Source organism: Aulosira sp. FACHB-615 (assembly GCF_014698045.1).
In the GTDB taxonomy this organism is placed as follows: Bacteria; Cyanobacteriota; Cyanobacteriia; order Cyanobacteriales; family Nostocaceae; genus Nostoc_B.
The window spans coordinates 329,317-343,185 of record NZ_JACJSE010000005.1 but is presented as its reverse complement, the minus strand read 5'-3'; the positions used below and the strand labels follow the sequence as shown (position 1 = coordinate 343,185).

Sequence of the window (13,869 nt, the reverse complement as noted above, 5' to 3'; positions counted from 1 at the left end):
TTAGTATTTAAGATCTGATTATTTCAGGCTTGTATTTAAGGGGTGAAATCTATTTATGTTCAAAAAATTTTTTTCCTTAAAGATTTTAAAGTTCCTGCTAGGTGGTGGTTTAGCTGCGGCACTAAATTTAGCGTTAATTTTTTTACTAATTGAAAAGTTCAACTTTAATACTCCTTTATTACGAAATATTGCTAATGTATTTTCAATAGAAATTTCTCTGGTATTTAGTTTCTTCATATATAGAATTTGGGTTTGGACTGGCGGAATCTGGAATTTTAAAGAAGTATTTTTACGACAACTACCTCTTTATCATGTTTCTGCTGGTGTAGCGGTGATTGCTCGAATTTTTCTGATATTCCCGCTTTTGGATTGGTTCGGTGTTAACTACGCTATCAATACTTTAATAGGTGTGCTTTTAAGTGCCTCTATTAATTATTTCATTAGTGATAGGTTTGTTTTTAAAAATCCATCTAAAAATAATAACCATCAATCACAAATAATAAACTCATCAGATACATATTATCCCGAATCCTTAGCTCCCGCTTTATCAGGAAATTCAAAAGTCAGGAAGGCTGAACCCCAAAAGTTATCAAAACCTATCAATACTTTATCACTAGTAATTCCAGCTTATAACGAAGAAGATTGTATAGTTCAAACTGTTAATACTATTAGTCAATTCCTGGAACAGGAAAATATAGATTATGAAATTTTAGTTGTGAACGATAACAGTAAGGATAAGACTGAAGAATTATTGCAGCAAATGAATTCTGAAAATATTAGACTGCGATATATAAATAATTATTATCCTAATGGTTTTGGTTTTGCAGTGCGCTGTGGGTTGGAAAATTTTACAGGTGATGCTGTAGCAGTAGTTATGGCAGATAGTTCAGATGCACCAGAAGATATAGTATCTTACTACCATAAACTCCAAGAAGGTTACGATTGTGTTTTTGGTTCTCGCTTTATTAAGGGCGGTAAAGTAATTGACTATCCTAGCCATAAATTATTTATAAATCGTTTAGCAAATTTGTTTGTTCAAATATTATTTGGTCTTAACTTCAATGATACAACTAATGCCTTTAAAATTTATCGCAAAGAGGTGATAGAAGGAATTTCACCATTAATATCTCACCATTTTAACTTAACAGTAGAACTACCTCTTAAGGCAATTGTTAGGGGGTATTCTTATACAACTATTCCTATAACTTGGCGCAACAGAACTACTGGAGTTTCTAAGCTAAAACTCAAAGAAATGGGCAGTCGATATTTGTTTATAGTTCTGTATATTTGGTTAGAAAAGCATTTATCTCGTGGTGATTATCATCTTAATCATAAAAAAACTGTTGTTAAATCAAAGGCTTAAAATAAATGTCAGACAGGATTTTAATTTTAGGAGGAGCAGGTTTTGTTGGTAGTTCTTTGGCAATTAGTTTAAAAAAGCAAAATCCTCAGTGGAAAGTTATATGTTTTGATAATTTACGCAGACGGGGTTCAGAATTAAACCTTCCTCGATTCAAACAATTGGGTATTGAGTTTATTCATGGGGATATTCGTTCGGCTAGCGATTTAGAACCCACAAATTTTCAGGTCGGTACTATTATTGACTGTTCTGCTGAACCTTCCGTACTAGCAGGATTTTCCTCTCCGCAATATGTCTTACAAACGAATTTAGTAGGAACTATCAATGTTTTAGAACTAGCTAGACAAATTCAAGCTAGGTTATTATTTTTATCCACTAGCCGTATTTATCCTATTGAAAAACTGAAGTCACTTAATTTAATAGAATTGGCAACCCGCTTCAACATTGCATCGCAACAAACAATACCTGGAGTGTCTGAATTTGGGATTGCAGAAGAATTCACACTCCAAGGCCACCGCTCTTTATATGGTACAACTAAACTTGCTTCGGAAATGTTGATTGAAGAGTATAGACAGGCTTATGGTATTCAGGCAATAGTTAACCGTTGTGGCGTAATTACAGGCCCTTGGCAAATGGGTAAAGTTGATCAAGGTGTTTTTGTGTTGTGGCTGGCTGCACACTATTTTGAAAAATCTTTAAGTTATATAGGCTATGGCGGTACAGGTAAACAAGTTAGAGATTTATTACATATTGATGATTTATTAACCTTGATTGATTACCAATTAGAAAATTTCTCGGACTTAGACGGAGATGTTTTAAATGTTGGTGGAGGTGTAGAAAACAGCTTGTCTTTGTTAGAGACTACTAAACTATGCGAAGCAATTACTGGTAAATCTATTTTGATCAAATCAGAAGCAACAGCTAGACAAGGTGACATACCTATATATATTACAGATGCTTCTAAAATAATGGCTAAGACTGGATGGAGAGCAATTAGGAATCCAGAACAAACTCTGCAAGATATTTATAGTTGGATTCTTGAGAATGAAACAATTCTCAAACCCATTTTATCTTAAGATGTTTATTATAATTTGACTTGAATCAATATACTATGCCTACGGTTGTAATTACTGGTTCCTCTGGTCTGATTGGTTCGGAATCTGTTCACTTTTTTGCCCAACATGGTTTTCATGTTGTAGGTATTGATAATAATATGCGGGCAGTATTTTTTGGTGAATCTGCTTCTACAGACTGGAATCGTCGCATCTTGGAAGATAAATATGGTAATAACTATCGTCACTATGATATTGATATTCGAGATCGCTCCGCAGTAGAAAACCTGTTTCAAGAACATTCTTCTGATATTGCTCTGATTATCCATACAGCAGCACAACCATCGCATGACTGGGCTGCTAAAGATCCACATACAGATTTTACAGTCAATGCTAATGGTACTTTGGTACTACTAGAAGCTACTCGGCAATATTGCCCAGAAGCAACTTTTATATTTACTTCAACCAACAAAGTTTATGGCGATACTCCTAATTATTTGCCATTACAAGAATTAGAAAATCGCTGGGAAATTGCAGCAGATCATCAGTATTTGGAAGGAATTGATGAATCAATGTCAATTGATAATTCTAAACATTCCTTATTTGGTGTTTCTAAAGTTGCAGCAGATGTATTAGTTCAAGAATATGGCAAATACTTTGGGATGAAGACTGCTAGCTTTAGAGGCGGTTGTCTAACTGGCCCTAATCATTCTGGCGCTCAGTTACATGGGTTTCTAGCGTACTTAATGAAATGTACTATTTCTAATGAAACTTACACAATATTTGGCTACAAAGGTAAACAGGTCAGAGATAATATTCACAGTTATGATTTAGTAAACGCTTTTTACCACTTTTATCAAAATCCTCAGTGTGGAGAGGTATACAATATCGGTGGTTCTCGGCATAGTAATTGCTCTATGTTAGAAGCAATCTCAATTTGTGAGAATATCGTAGGCAAAAAGTTGCAATATACTTATACAGAACAGAATCGCTCTGGTGATCACATTTGGTATATTTCAGATGTGAGAAAATTTCGCCTTCACTATCCAAACTGGGAATACAAGTATAACCTTGAACAGATATTAGAAGAAATTTATTATGCTCAGGTATCTCGAAAAGCCAGTTAATTTTAAGTGATAAAATAATCACATCAAAACATCCTCTTACCCAAAATCCGTGAAGGACACCGATACAACAATACCTGAGATATTACTAATAGAACCGCAAGTATTCTCCGACTCACGCGGCTTTTTTTTTGAATCGTATAACCAGCAAAAATTTACTGATAAACTTGATCATCCTTTTAACTTTGTGCAGGATAACCATTCTTTTTCTAAAAAAAATGTGTTACGCGGACTTCATTACCAAATAATCCAACCACAAGGTAAATTAGTGCGGGCTATTGTTGGTAGTATTTTTGATGTAGCTGTAGATGTTCGCAAAAGTTCACCTACCTTTGGACAATGGGTAGGATATGAACTCAGCGCCGAAAATAAACGCCAATTGTGGATACCACCAGGCTTTGCTCATGGTTTTTTGGTACTTTCGGAAGTGGCGGAGGTGCTTTACAAAACTACAGATTACTATGCACCCCAAGGCGATCGCACTATTCTATGGAATGATCCAGATTTAGCTATAGACTGGCCTATCCAAGAACCACCAATATTATCAGCTAAAGATAGCAACGGTCAGGCATTTAAAAGTGCAGAAATCTATGAATGATTCAATCTGACTGCTGGGTGCCAACTATAAAGGAGGTCAATAACTACACAAATCTCGCTCCAAAAGACAAAATCATGACTCTTGCATAGCCTGATATAGACCTACTTGACTCAACGCACTGTTGCAAAAGCTATTTTTGAGGTCATCCATGAAAATAGCTTGAGGATAAAACATGAATAAGTATAGGCAAAGTAAATGATGGAGCAATACAAAATAGCAGCTTACATAACAGCTTATGAAGATTCAACAGCAGTAAAAAATTGTATTAATGCAATTTTTAATCAATCTATAGCTGTTGATAAGCTACTAATAGTAGATAACTCCATACAACAACCTTTACTTCATCTTGCAAATCAAGAAAATATTATCGTCAAGTTTCATCCCGAAAATATAGGAATTGGTGCAGGACTAACTTTGGCAATTAAATGGGCAATTGAGGAAGAATATGATTTTTTATGGGCTTTTGATCAGGATAGTGTAGCCCATGAAGATTGTTTAATTAGACTTATAAGTGTTTACAAAACTCTTACTAAGTCTGATTATTTAATTGGGATACTTGCGCCAGCCGCATTTGATCAGAGAAGTAATAAAAGCGTTGATGGAGCAATATTTGATCAATATCACTTTCTTGCTTATAAACCTTTAAGTGAGGAGAAATATTATGAATGCGATTCACCTATTACTTCTGGTTCATTAATCGTTTTGAATGCAGCCAAAACAATCAGTTATCCTCGTGCAGATTTATTCATTGATGGTGTTGACCTTGATTATGGCTTGCGACTAAAACAACAAGGTTTCCATAATCTGATTGTCCCTCAAGCCATCATGTATCACAATTTTGGTAATCCTATTAAAATAAATTTTCTCCAAAAAGAGCGTTACATACAAAAATACTCAGCTTTACGGCACTATTATATCTGTCGTAACCATACTTACTTAGAAACTCGTTATGCTCAAGGCTATTATCGTTTAATAAGTGTCCTATGGCGGATAAAATATATGCTGAGTACTATGTTTTGGATTATGTTTTATGATTTAGAGCATAAATATCTCAAACTCTGGGCTTGTCTATTGGGAACTTATCATGGTTTAAAAGGTCAGCTTGGGAAAACTTGGTCATGATTTAATATGGTTGAGATTTTGCAGGATAGCAACGGTCAGGTATTTAAAAGTGCAGAAGTCTATGAATGATTCAATCTTACTGCTGGGTAGTAACGGTCAAGTCGGTCAAGAACTACAAAAAATCTTGACCCTGCAACACAAAATCATCGCCTCTGCACGCCCTGAAATAGACCTGACTCAACCTGATAGCCTACGCCAAATCATCAGAGATATCCAACCAAAAATTATTATTAACGCTGCGGCTTACACTGCTGTAGATAAAGCCGAAACTGAACCGGAACTAGCTACAGCCGTAAATGCAACAGCAGCCGAAATCATCGCCCAAGAAACTAAAAAACTGGGTTCGTTTTTAATTCATATTTCTACTGATTACGTTTTTGATGGTCAACAAAGTCAGCCATACAAAGAAACTGATGCAACTAACCCATTAAATACTTACGGGAAAACTAAACTTGCAGGAGAAATAGCCATTACCCAAACAACTCCCCATCACATTATTCTCCGCACAGCTTGGGTTTATGGCAGTTTTGGTAAAAGTAACTTTGTCAAAACAATGCTGCGGCTGGGTAAAGAACGACCAGAAATCAAGGTAGTCACAGACCAAATTGGTAGTTCTACCTGGGCGCGAGATATCGCTGGGGTTATCGCCCAAATCATCCCCCAGTTAACACCAGAAATTGCTGGCACTTACCACTACACCAACAGTGGCGTAATTAGCTGGTACGATTTTGCTGTGGCGATTTTAGAAGAAGCCCAACAAATAGGCTTTCCTCTCACAGTGCAGAACATTGTCCCCATTACCACCGCCGAATACCCCACCTTAGCTCGTCGCCCTGCTTATGCTGTACTGGCTTGTGGGAAAATATCACAAGTTCTAGGAACTCACCCACCTTATTGGCGACACAGCCTGAGACTCATGCTCAAAGAATGGCTCTCTAAATCTTGATCATCATGAAAGCACTAATTCTCTCTGGCGGTAAAGGTACACGTCTACGTCCACTCACCTATACAGGCGCAAAACAACTTGTCCCCGTTGCCAATAAGCCAATTCTATGGTATGGAATTGAAGAAATGGTGGCGGCTGGGATTACTGATATTGGAATTATTATCAGCCCAGAAACCGGGAAAGAAGTACAAAACAAAACCGGAGATGGGGAACTGTTTGGAGCGAAGATTACCTACATTTTACAAGACCAGCCAGCCGGGTTAGCTCATGCTGTAGCGATCGCTCGTCCTTTTTTAGCAGATTCACCCTTTATTATGTATCTGGGCGATAACCTGATTCAGCAAGGGGACTTAAGTGATTTTCTCGAAAAATTTACTCAACAACAACCAGATGCGTTAATTCTTTTACGTGAAGTTGTTAATCCTAGTGCTTTTGGTGTAGCTAAGGTTGATGACACAGGCAAAGTCTTACAATTAATTGAAAAGCCGAAAATTCCCCCATCAAATTTAGCCCTAGTAGGTGTTTATTTCTTTTCCCCCATTATTCATCAGGCCATTTCTTTGATTCAGCCTTCCCAACGAGGCGAGTTAGAAATTACTGATGCTATTCAATGTTTAATCAATCAGCAAAAACAAGTTTTAGCCTGCAATTTAGATGGTTGGTGGCTAGACACGGGGAAAAAAGATGATTTATTAGAAGCGAACCGTTTAATTCTAGATACTTATTTAACGACATCTAATTTAGGTGAAGTGGATGAGAAAAGCCAAATTATTGGGCGAGTACAAATAGGCGCTAATTCACAAATTATCAATTCTACAATTCGCGGCCCAGTGATTATTGGTAGCAATTGTTATTTAGAAAATTGCTTTATTGGCCCTTATAGTAGCATTGCTAATAAGACCACCCTCATCGACACTGATTTAGAACATAGTGTAATTTTAGAAGGTGCGAAAATTGCTGGAATTGACCAGAGGATTATTGATAGCGTTATTGGTCAACGTGCAGAATTAACTATTGCTCCCCGCCGTCCTAAAGCTTTACGCTTTTTGATTGGTGATGATTGTCACATTGAACTGACATGATTTACTTTTTAACAGTTAACTATTACTCGACTAATTTGTTAACTAAATTAATTAATTCCTTACCCTCCAGTAATCAGATTAATTATAAATTCATCATTGTCAATAATTCTCCAGATGATTCTGAGATTAGTAACCTAAAACATGAATTTGTACAGATTATTCATGCTGAAACTAATATCGGTTTTGGTCAGGCTTGTAACTTAGGCATAAAATATATTTACCAAGAAAACAAGCAAGCAATTATTTGGATAATTAACCCTGATGCTTATTTACCAGATAATTCCCTAGCACAAGCCAAAATATTTTTTGATTCTCATTCTGAATTATCAATTATTGGCTCTATTATTTATACACCTATTGGTGAAGTCTGGTTTGGTGGTGGTAATTTCACTCCTACTACGGGTGCTATTCTCAGCCAAGACTTGTTAACCAATACAGATAAAGATTATATTACTTGCGATTGGGTTTCTGGCTGTAGTTTAATTATTAATTTAGGCAATTTCTCAGAAATACCTTTATTTGATCCAGCATACTTTCTTTATTATGAAGACTTTGATTTTTGTAGACGCTATGCCCAACAAGGGTATTTGATAGCAGTCACAAAAAAAATTAGTGTCATTCATCAGCCTTCTTCCATTACTAATCGCAATATTTTCCTGAAAATTAAATACAGCACATACAGCTATTTATTAACATTAGAGAAATATACAAATAAAGCAGTACGAATCGTTAGATTAACTCGACTGATTTTGTATGCTTTCCTTTTATTACCTATTAAACCACAAATGGCACTAGGAAAAATTAATGGTGTGTTAATCTATTTAAGGCGATATCTGCCTCAAAGCTAGTGTTATTGTTAAAAGTGGGTCTTGTACAGCAATGCTTAAATGAATAAGAAAGAAAGTTACTTATCCAATCAAATAATTATTAACTTATCGATACTTTTAGCTAAACCAACAGGCATCAGTAACTATGCCCAAAATCTTTTTCCTTATTTAAAATTCCTAAATCCAACCTTATTAACTGCCTACAATTATCCTGAGTTTAGTTGTTATTCTGTACCCAATAATCTTACTCCTGCTGATGGGACAATGGGGCATTTTCGCCGTTTAGTATGGACGCAATTACAGTTACCGAAGATTTATCAAAAGTTGGCATCGCAACTGTTATTTTCGCCTTTACCAGAAGCACCTCTATATAGTAACTGTCGTTTTGTCGTGATGTCTCACGATTTAATCCCGTTGCGTTTTCCTAAACGCTTTTCGCCACTAACACCATATCATCGTTATTATGTTCCGCAAGTTTTGAAGCAAGCACAGCATATTGTATGTAATTCTCAAGCTACGGCTGATGATATTGTTAGTTTTTACAAAATTCCAGCTAGTAAAATTACGCCTATTTCCTTAGCGCACGATCGCACTCATTTTCGCCATCTCAATCTACCAACTCGCAATTACTTTCTCTACATTGGTAGGCAAGACCCTTATAAAAATTTACAACGCCTGATTAGTGCTTTTGCCGCACTCCCAAATCATCAAGATTATGAATTATGGTTAGCAGGGCCAAATGATCCACGTTACACCCCCATTTTGCAGTTACAAGTTGAGGAATTAGGCATCACTCATCAAGTCAAGTTTCTCAATTATGTAGATTATCAAGAATTACCAATCATTATCAATGGTGCGATCGCTCTTGTTTTTCCTAGTCTGTGGGAAGGCTTTGGTTTCCCGGTTCTCGAAGCAATGGCTTGCGGTACACCAGTCATCACCTCGAACCTTTCTTCTTTACCTGAAGTGGCTGGAGATGCAGCAATTTTAGTTAATCCCTACAAAATTACAGAAATTACTGAGGCGATGCAATCGATTGCGACAAATTCAGAATTGCGATCGCATCTTTCAACTCAAGGTATCGCCAGAGCAAATTTATTTAGTTGGGAAAAAACTGGTAATGCAACGGCTGAAGTTTTAGCACGTTATTTGTGAAAATTAGGGAGTGGGGAGTAATAATACTTTGAGCTTATTCTTGAACAACTTCCACCAGTTCCTCAATCATCACATCAAAAGTCCTGGCTAACTTTTGAATGGCGGTAAAATCTACAGTTGCTAATCCTGGAGATCGCGCGTAAGTCCTGAGAGTGCTGTACACTACACCAGAACGGTCTGAGACTTCTTTCAGTGTCCAGCCTTTCTCCGCAGCAAACTCTCGAATCTTGAGGCGAATCATTCCCATAAGTTACTTGACAACTGACTGATATAAATCTTTTAATAATTATACTCTATAAAAAGACCGCCTTCCGGCCTGGAAAACTGAAAGGCGATCGCATTGTTTACAAAAAGCATACCGTAAACACCGATAGGGTTCATTCTACCGAAGTTACAGATATTTTCATGGTATCATCACTTAAGTCCAGGACACTTGTCATCCGTGCATCAAAAATTGTTCATAAATCTTTATGTATTAATTCACTAGCAAGATTTGTGACTGAAGAAGCAATTTGTCTGATGTTTCGCATTGGCTTTGGTGATATACATACAATCGAATGCTGGAGGTATGTAGTTTACATCCATGCAAAGGGTGTGAGTAGGTTTGTGAGTTATGCTGATTTTCCGCCGATTTTGGGCGTAGAACCACCGACACCTGCTGAGTTTGTTAAATGGCGTAGGCGGTGGCGTAAACAACATGACTATGCCTACAGAAAGCACGCGCCTGAATGGTGGACAGAATTTTTTATCAATGAGTTTTGGCAAGCTCTTTCTGAACAGAACTTACAAAGTTGGGGTGAGTTAATCGCTTTAATTAAATTTGCCTTTACAGAAGAAACTTTGCAGGAACTCAGAAAGAGTTATCGCTTAGAAAAATCATTATTAAGCTGATTTATATTTCAAGTAAACATATTTGGTTGAAATAGTCATTAGTTATTTGTATTGCCAAATGACAAATAACTAATGACTATTTCAGACTTGTTGAAGCTGCTCTTGTTAAGGTACAGGAAAGAATAATTAACCGCAGATAAACGCGGATGCACGCAGCGAAAAGTTTGCGCGTCCGGGTTTCCCGGCGCAAAACTTTTCAAGACAGATGGAAACAGATAAATTTGTACCTTAGTAGACTAGGAAACGCGAAAACAGCTATTCAGCAGTTTTATTTGCTGCACGATGAGCGCGTGCTTCGGCTGAAGCCATAACTTCATCAAGATTTTCGAGAATTTCGCCAGGGAAATTTTCTAAAATTCTTGTAGAAATTGCAACTCTACCTTTGCCTTCATCCAAGTCAATAATCACAGCTTTAATTGTTTGACCGACTTGAAAAACTTTTTCGAGAGATTCAATAAATTTTTGGCTGACTTGCTTAATATGTAGCAAGGCACTCGTCCCATTTAAATCAACAAACACTCCGAATGGTTTAATGCCAGTTATCTTACCTTCAACTAGCTGACCAATTTCTAACAAACTGAAATTACTCGAACGAGTGGCTAAACGTTGAGAAAGAATAAGTTTTTTATTGTTGCGGTCTACTTCCAAAAAGCCAGCCGTTAAAGTTTTACCTTTCAGTGCTTCTAAGTTATCACGTTCGGTTAAATGCGATCGCGGAATAAACCCGCGCAAAGATTGAAAATCAACGGTGACACCACCTTTATTTACACCTGTTACCCGAACTTCTACCGTCTGGGAATTTTCTTGCATTTGTACGACTTTTTCCCAGATATGTCGAATTTCTAACTGTCGGCGAGAAAGAGTTACTTGACCTTCGGCATCTTGTTCTCGGATAATCAAAAACTCTAATTCTTCATGTAAAGGCAGTACCTCCGATAAATCGGTAACAGCTCTCAAAGAAGCCTCATCGCGGGGAATATAAGCCGACGACTTGCCACCAATATCAACATAAGCACCATCCGGGTCAAGCTGGAACACTTTACCGTGAACCACCTGGCCTTTTTGAAACTGGTAGTCGTGTTTTTCTAGTGCTTGAGCAAAATCGTCCATTGTAAACGACGAATTGGCTTTTTGAGAAAGTTTCGATTCGGAATTCATGACTAATGAAAATTAATTGTTATTTAGCTATGACCACTGAATTTTGAGGTGGGTCATTTGTCCTTGGTGATTACCAATGAACAATGACCAAGGACAAATGACGTTCAGTTCAATTGACTAAACAATTGTTGTACCTCAATCCAAGCATCAGCAGCAGCTGTTGGATTATAACTGGCACGACGATCGCAAAAAAATCCGTGGTCAGCTCCATCGTAGCGGAAGACACGATGAGGAATTTTGTATTTTTCTAACTCTGCTTCAATTTCTTCGGTTTGTTCTCTGGGAATGCTGGGATCTTCCATCCCAAAAAAGGCGTAGAGTGTGCCGGGAATTTCTGGAGTCCGCGTCAAAGTAGCAGCGCCACCTCCCGGTGTGCTGTTAGTAATCCTCGCACCGTAAAAAGATGCCGTAGCTTTAATATCCGGGAGAGTCGCCGCTAGGTAAGCTACATGACCGCCAAAACAAAAACCAATAGAACCAATGGCGTTTTGTTTGACTTGCGGCAAAGTTTTGAGATAATCAATGGCTGATTGAATATCGCTGAGTAATTGTGATGCTGTGGCTTGCTCCCAAGCGTATTTTCTGCCAACTTCAATATCTTGTGGAGTGTAACCCGTTTCAAAACCGGGAGCGAACCGATCAAACAATGCCGGTGCGATCGCAACATACCCTAACTTGGCAATTCGCTCGGTCACATCTCGAATATGACTATTAACACCAAAAATTTCTTGTAAAACTACAATTCCAGGGTAAGTACCGGGTTCTTGAGGTTGCGCCAAGTAAGCCGAAATTTGCAGATTATTTGGTGAAAGCTTCACCCAGGAAGTGCTGATTGCTAGTTCTGACATAGTTATTTCTCCGAATGCTCCACAGTTATTGGATCTAACCCATGCCAGTATGTTTAAGCTATTCCTAGTAATTAATCAACTGCTCGGTAAATATCAACCAATAATCCCAAATCCTCAAGGTTTATTGTGGAGTCAGCAACTTGAGCTATACTTGGGAGTCCATCAAGAAACATTAAGGTTTTATACTCCTGAAGAGCAACTAGTTCCGACACCCGAAGAAGTTGCACAACAGGAGTTAGAACGTGCAGAACAACAAGCTCATTTCGCCGAACAAGCCAGAGAACTTGCTGAACAATCAAAACAACGTAGCGATCGCCTAGCCGCAAAACTGCGAGAATTAAATATCGATCCAGACGCTATTTAGCAGCTACTAATCTTCCGGTAGCACCCATTTTGGCGGTTCTGTCATCTTTTTACGCAGACGCTCTTCCGCCATAGCCAGCATTTCGTCTAAAGAAGTCTCTTTGATGAATTGTGAGGCTGCTTCTCTAAACTCGATATTGGGGCATTTATCCCCTAAAATACAACCATTGACGCAGGCTTGGGCGCAGTTAATTTTAGGTTCCACAGTCGATTCCTCTCGAAATTAGGGCGTTTTCCTACCCACAAGATAAATTTTACCTGTTGACTTTAAAAGTATTGAGTGCTGAGTTACCAAAATTGAGAATAGGAGCTAGAGGTTAGAGGCTAGTACAACAAGGCAAAAGTCAAAAGTCAAAAGGAAAAAGAAAGAATAGTGATACCACAAGCCTTTTAGCAATTTCTTATGGTCTTTTTATTTACGCCGCACTGTACTAGGGGCTAGAGGTTAAGGCTGACAGGTTTAGGTAGAAAAATAAAAGGTAAAAGGGTGAACTTTGATTTTGGTCATCCTTTTACCTTTTTTATATACCTGATGCTTATTTTATGTTAGCCCTTGCGTCCCTCACTGCGGCAATAAAAAATAATCCTGTTAGTGGAATACTTAATCCTAAGATAATTGCAGTGGTTTCAAAGCCTAAATCTGGCTGTCCATAACTGAGTTCAAACACCGAACCAACGGCGGCGATCGCTGTTATGCAAGACGCACCGAGAAATAAACCGCTTTTTGGAGTTAAATACACTACTAGTCCCCTATGCTACTGGTTTCACGGCTTGATACGAGAAGCCATTTTTAGATAACTCCTGTGCCAAAGTCAAGGAATTTTCTACACGGTCGACAAATACCACACCGTTGAGGTGATCCATCTCGTGTTGAATGCAGCGTCCTAGTAAGTCCCCAGCTTTTAATGTCTTGGGACGGCCATATTCATCTTTGTAAGCAATTTCCACCACTTCAGGACGCTTTACGTCCATATAAATATTCGGAATACTCAAACAGCCTTCTTGAGCAACGCAGATGTCTTTGCTGACTTGTTTAATTACGGGATTAATTAATACCAGTGGCGGATTTGCGGGGTTATCTGGTTCGCAGTCAATTACGATCAGTTGTTTATTAATGCCTACCTGGGGTGCAGCCAAACCAATGCCATCACTGCTGTACATAGTTTGCAACATTTCGCGTACCAGTTGGCGCAGTTCGTCATCAATTTTGGTAATACGTTTAGCTGGTTGACGCAACGCGCGATCGCCCAGATAGTGCAGCTTCAGTGGCGGATTTTTTAACTTTTTTTTCTCAACAGCAATTTCAGAGGGCATGATTATTTCAATGGCTCAATTGTGCAAAT

General features: G+C 38.0%; 17 protein-coding genes. 11 read left to right on the top strand and 6 right to left on the bottom strand.

Annotated elements, in window-relative coordinates; translation table 11 throughout:
• Positions 1 to 55: 55 nt before the first annotated feature.
• From H6G77_RS11010 to H6G77_RS10970, 9 genes are all read left to right on the top strand, one after another.
• Positions 56 to 1,363, top strand: a complete 1,308-nt coding sequence (locus H6G77_RS11010) for a glycosyltransferase (protein ID WP_190871569.1) — start codon at positions 56 to 58, stop codon at positions 1,361 to 1,363.
• Positions 1,364 to 1,368: 5 nt separating this feature from the next.
• The gene (locus H6G77_RS11005) at positions 1,369 to 2,436 is read left to right on the top strand and encodes an NAD-dependent epimerase/dehydratase family protein (protein WP_190590458.1); all 1,068 of its coding nucleotides are present in this window, start codon (positions 1,369 to 1,371) and stop codon (positions 2,434 to 2,436) included.
• Between the two features lie 35 nt (positions 2,437 to 2,471).
• Entirely contained in the window at positions 2,472 to 3,539 is a 1,068-nt protein-coding gene (locus tag H6G77_RS11000; protein WP_190590459.1) for an NAD-dependent epimerase/dehydratase family protein, read from the top strand.
• Between the two features lie 49 nt (positions 3,540 to 3,588).
• Entirely contained in the window at positions 3,589 to 4,134 is a 546-nt protein-coding gene (gene rfbC / locus H6G77_RS10995; RefSeq protein WP_190590460.1) for a dTDP-4-dehydrorhamnose 3,5-epimerase, read from the top strand.
• Positions 4,135 to 4,329: 195 nt separating this feature from the next.
• A complete protein-coding gene (locus tag H6G77_RS10990) occupies positions 4,330 to 5,256 on the top strand; it encodes a glycosyltransferase family 2 protein (protein ID WP_190590461.1) in 927 nt (308 codons plus the stop codon).
• Positions 5,257 to 5,317: 61 nt separating this feature from the next.
• Complete coding sequence (gene rfbD / locus H6G77_RS10985; RefSeq protein ID WP_190871568.1) at positions 5,318 to 6,202, top strand: dTDP-4-dehydrorhamnose reductase; 885 nt, start codon at positions 5,318 to 5,320, stop codon at positions 6,200 to 6,202.
• Between the two features lie 5 nt (positions 6,203 to 6,207).
• Entirely contained in the window at positions 6,208 to 7,284 is a 1,077-nt protein-coding gene (locus H6G77_RS10980) for a glucose-1-phosphate thymidylyltransferase (RefSeq protein WP_190590463.1), read from the top strand.
• Positions 7,281 to 8,132 carry a glycosyltransferase gene (locus H6G77_RS10975; protein WP_190871567.1) on the top strand — a complete coding sequence of 284 codons (852 nt, stop codon included), beginning with the start codon at positions 7,281 to 7,283 and terminating at the stop codon, positions 8,130 to 8,132. The genes H6G77_RS10980 and H6G77_RS10975 overlap by 4 nt, the downstream gene beginning before the upstream one ends.
• 39 nt (positions 8,133 to 8,171) lie before the next feature.
• Entirely contained in the window at positions 8,172 to 9,266 is a 1,095-nt protein-coding gene (locus H6G77_RS10970) for a glycosyltransferase family 1 protein (protein WP_190871566.1), read from the top strand.
• A 34-nt stretch (positions 9,267 to 9,300) separates the two neighbouring features.
• On the opposite strand, the gene H6G77_RS10965 is transcribed toward H6G77_RS10970, so the two are convergent.
• Positions 9,301 to 9,513, bottom strand: coding sequence for a helix-turn-helix domain-containing protein (locus H6G77_RS10965; RefSeq protein ID WP_062293164.1), 213 nt, complete (start codon positions 9,511 to 9,513; stop codon positions 9,301 to 9,303).
• 158 nt (positions 9,514 to 9,671) lie between these two features.
• Here H6G77_RS10965 and H6G77_RS10960 point away from each other — a divergent pair, with 158 nt between their 5' ends.
• A complete protein-coding gene (locus H6G77_RS10960) occupies positions 9,672 to 10,157 on the top strand; it encodes a hypothetical protein (protein ID WP_190871565.1) in 486 nt (161 codons plus the stop codon).
• 255 nt (positions 10,158 to 10,412) lie between these two features.
• Here the strand turns inward: H6G77_RS10960 and H6G77_RS10955 are convergent, their stop codons facing one another.
• Both H6G77_RS10955 and H6G77_RS10950 read right to left on the bottom strand, forming a co-directional pair.
• A complete protein-coding gene (locus H6G77_RS10955) occupies positions 10,413 to 11,315 on the bottom strand; it encodes a S1 RNA-binding domain-containing protein (protein WP_190871564.1) in 903 nt (300 codons plus the stop codon).
• Positions 11,316 to 11,419: 104 nt separating this feature from the next.
• Positions 11,420 to 12,163 carry a dienelactone hydrolase family protein gene (locus tag H6G77_RS10950; RefSeq protein ID WP_190590468.1) on the bottom strand — a complete coding sequence of 248 codons (744 nt, stop codon included), beginning with the start codon at positions 12,161 to 12,163 and terminating at the stop codon, positions 11,420 to 11,422.
• A gap of 49 nt (positions 12,164 to 12,212) precedes the next feature.
• Here H6G77_RS10950 and H6G77_RS10945 point away from each other — a divergent pair, with 49 nt between their 5' ends.
• Positions 12,213 to 12,527, top strand: a complete 315-nt coding sequence (locus H6G77_RS10945) for a hypothetical protein (RefSeq protein ID WP_313954492.1) — start codon at positions 12,213 to 12,215, stop codon at positions 12,525 to 12,527.
• Positions 12,528 to 12,533: 6 nt separating this feature from the next.
• Here H6G77_RS10945 and H6G77_RS10940 read toward each other — a convergent pair whose 3' ends face one another.
• The 3 genes from H6G77_RS10940 to def all read right to left on the bottom strand — a co-directional run bounded on the left by H6G77_RS10940 (position 12,534) and on the right by def (position 13,840).
• Positions 12,534 to 12,731, bottom strand: coding sequence for a hypothetical protein (locus H6G77_RS10940; RefSeq protein WP_190590469.1), 198 nt, complete (start codon positions 12,729 to 12,731; stop codon positions 12,534 to 12,536).
• A 331-nt stretch (positions 12,732 to 13,062) separates the two neighbouring features.
• Positions 13,063 to 13,266 (bottom strand): hypothetical protein, encoded by a 204-nt coding sequence (locus H6G77_RS10935; protein WP_062293148.1) that lies wholly within the window; start codon positions 13,264 to 13,266, stop codon positions 13,063 to 13,065.
• Positions 13,267 to 13,276: 10 nt separating this feature from the next.
• A complete protein-coding gene (gene def, locus H6G77_RS10930; RefSeq protein ID WP_190590470.1) occupies positions 13,277 to 13,840 on the bottom strand; it encodes a peptide deformylase in 564 nt (187 codons plus the stop codon).
• Positions 13,841 to 13,869 lie beyond the last annotated feature (29 nt).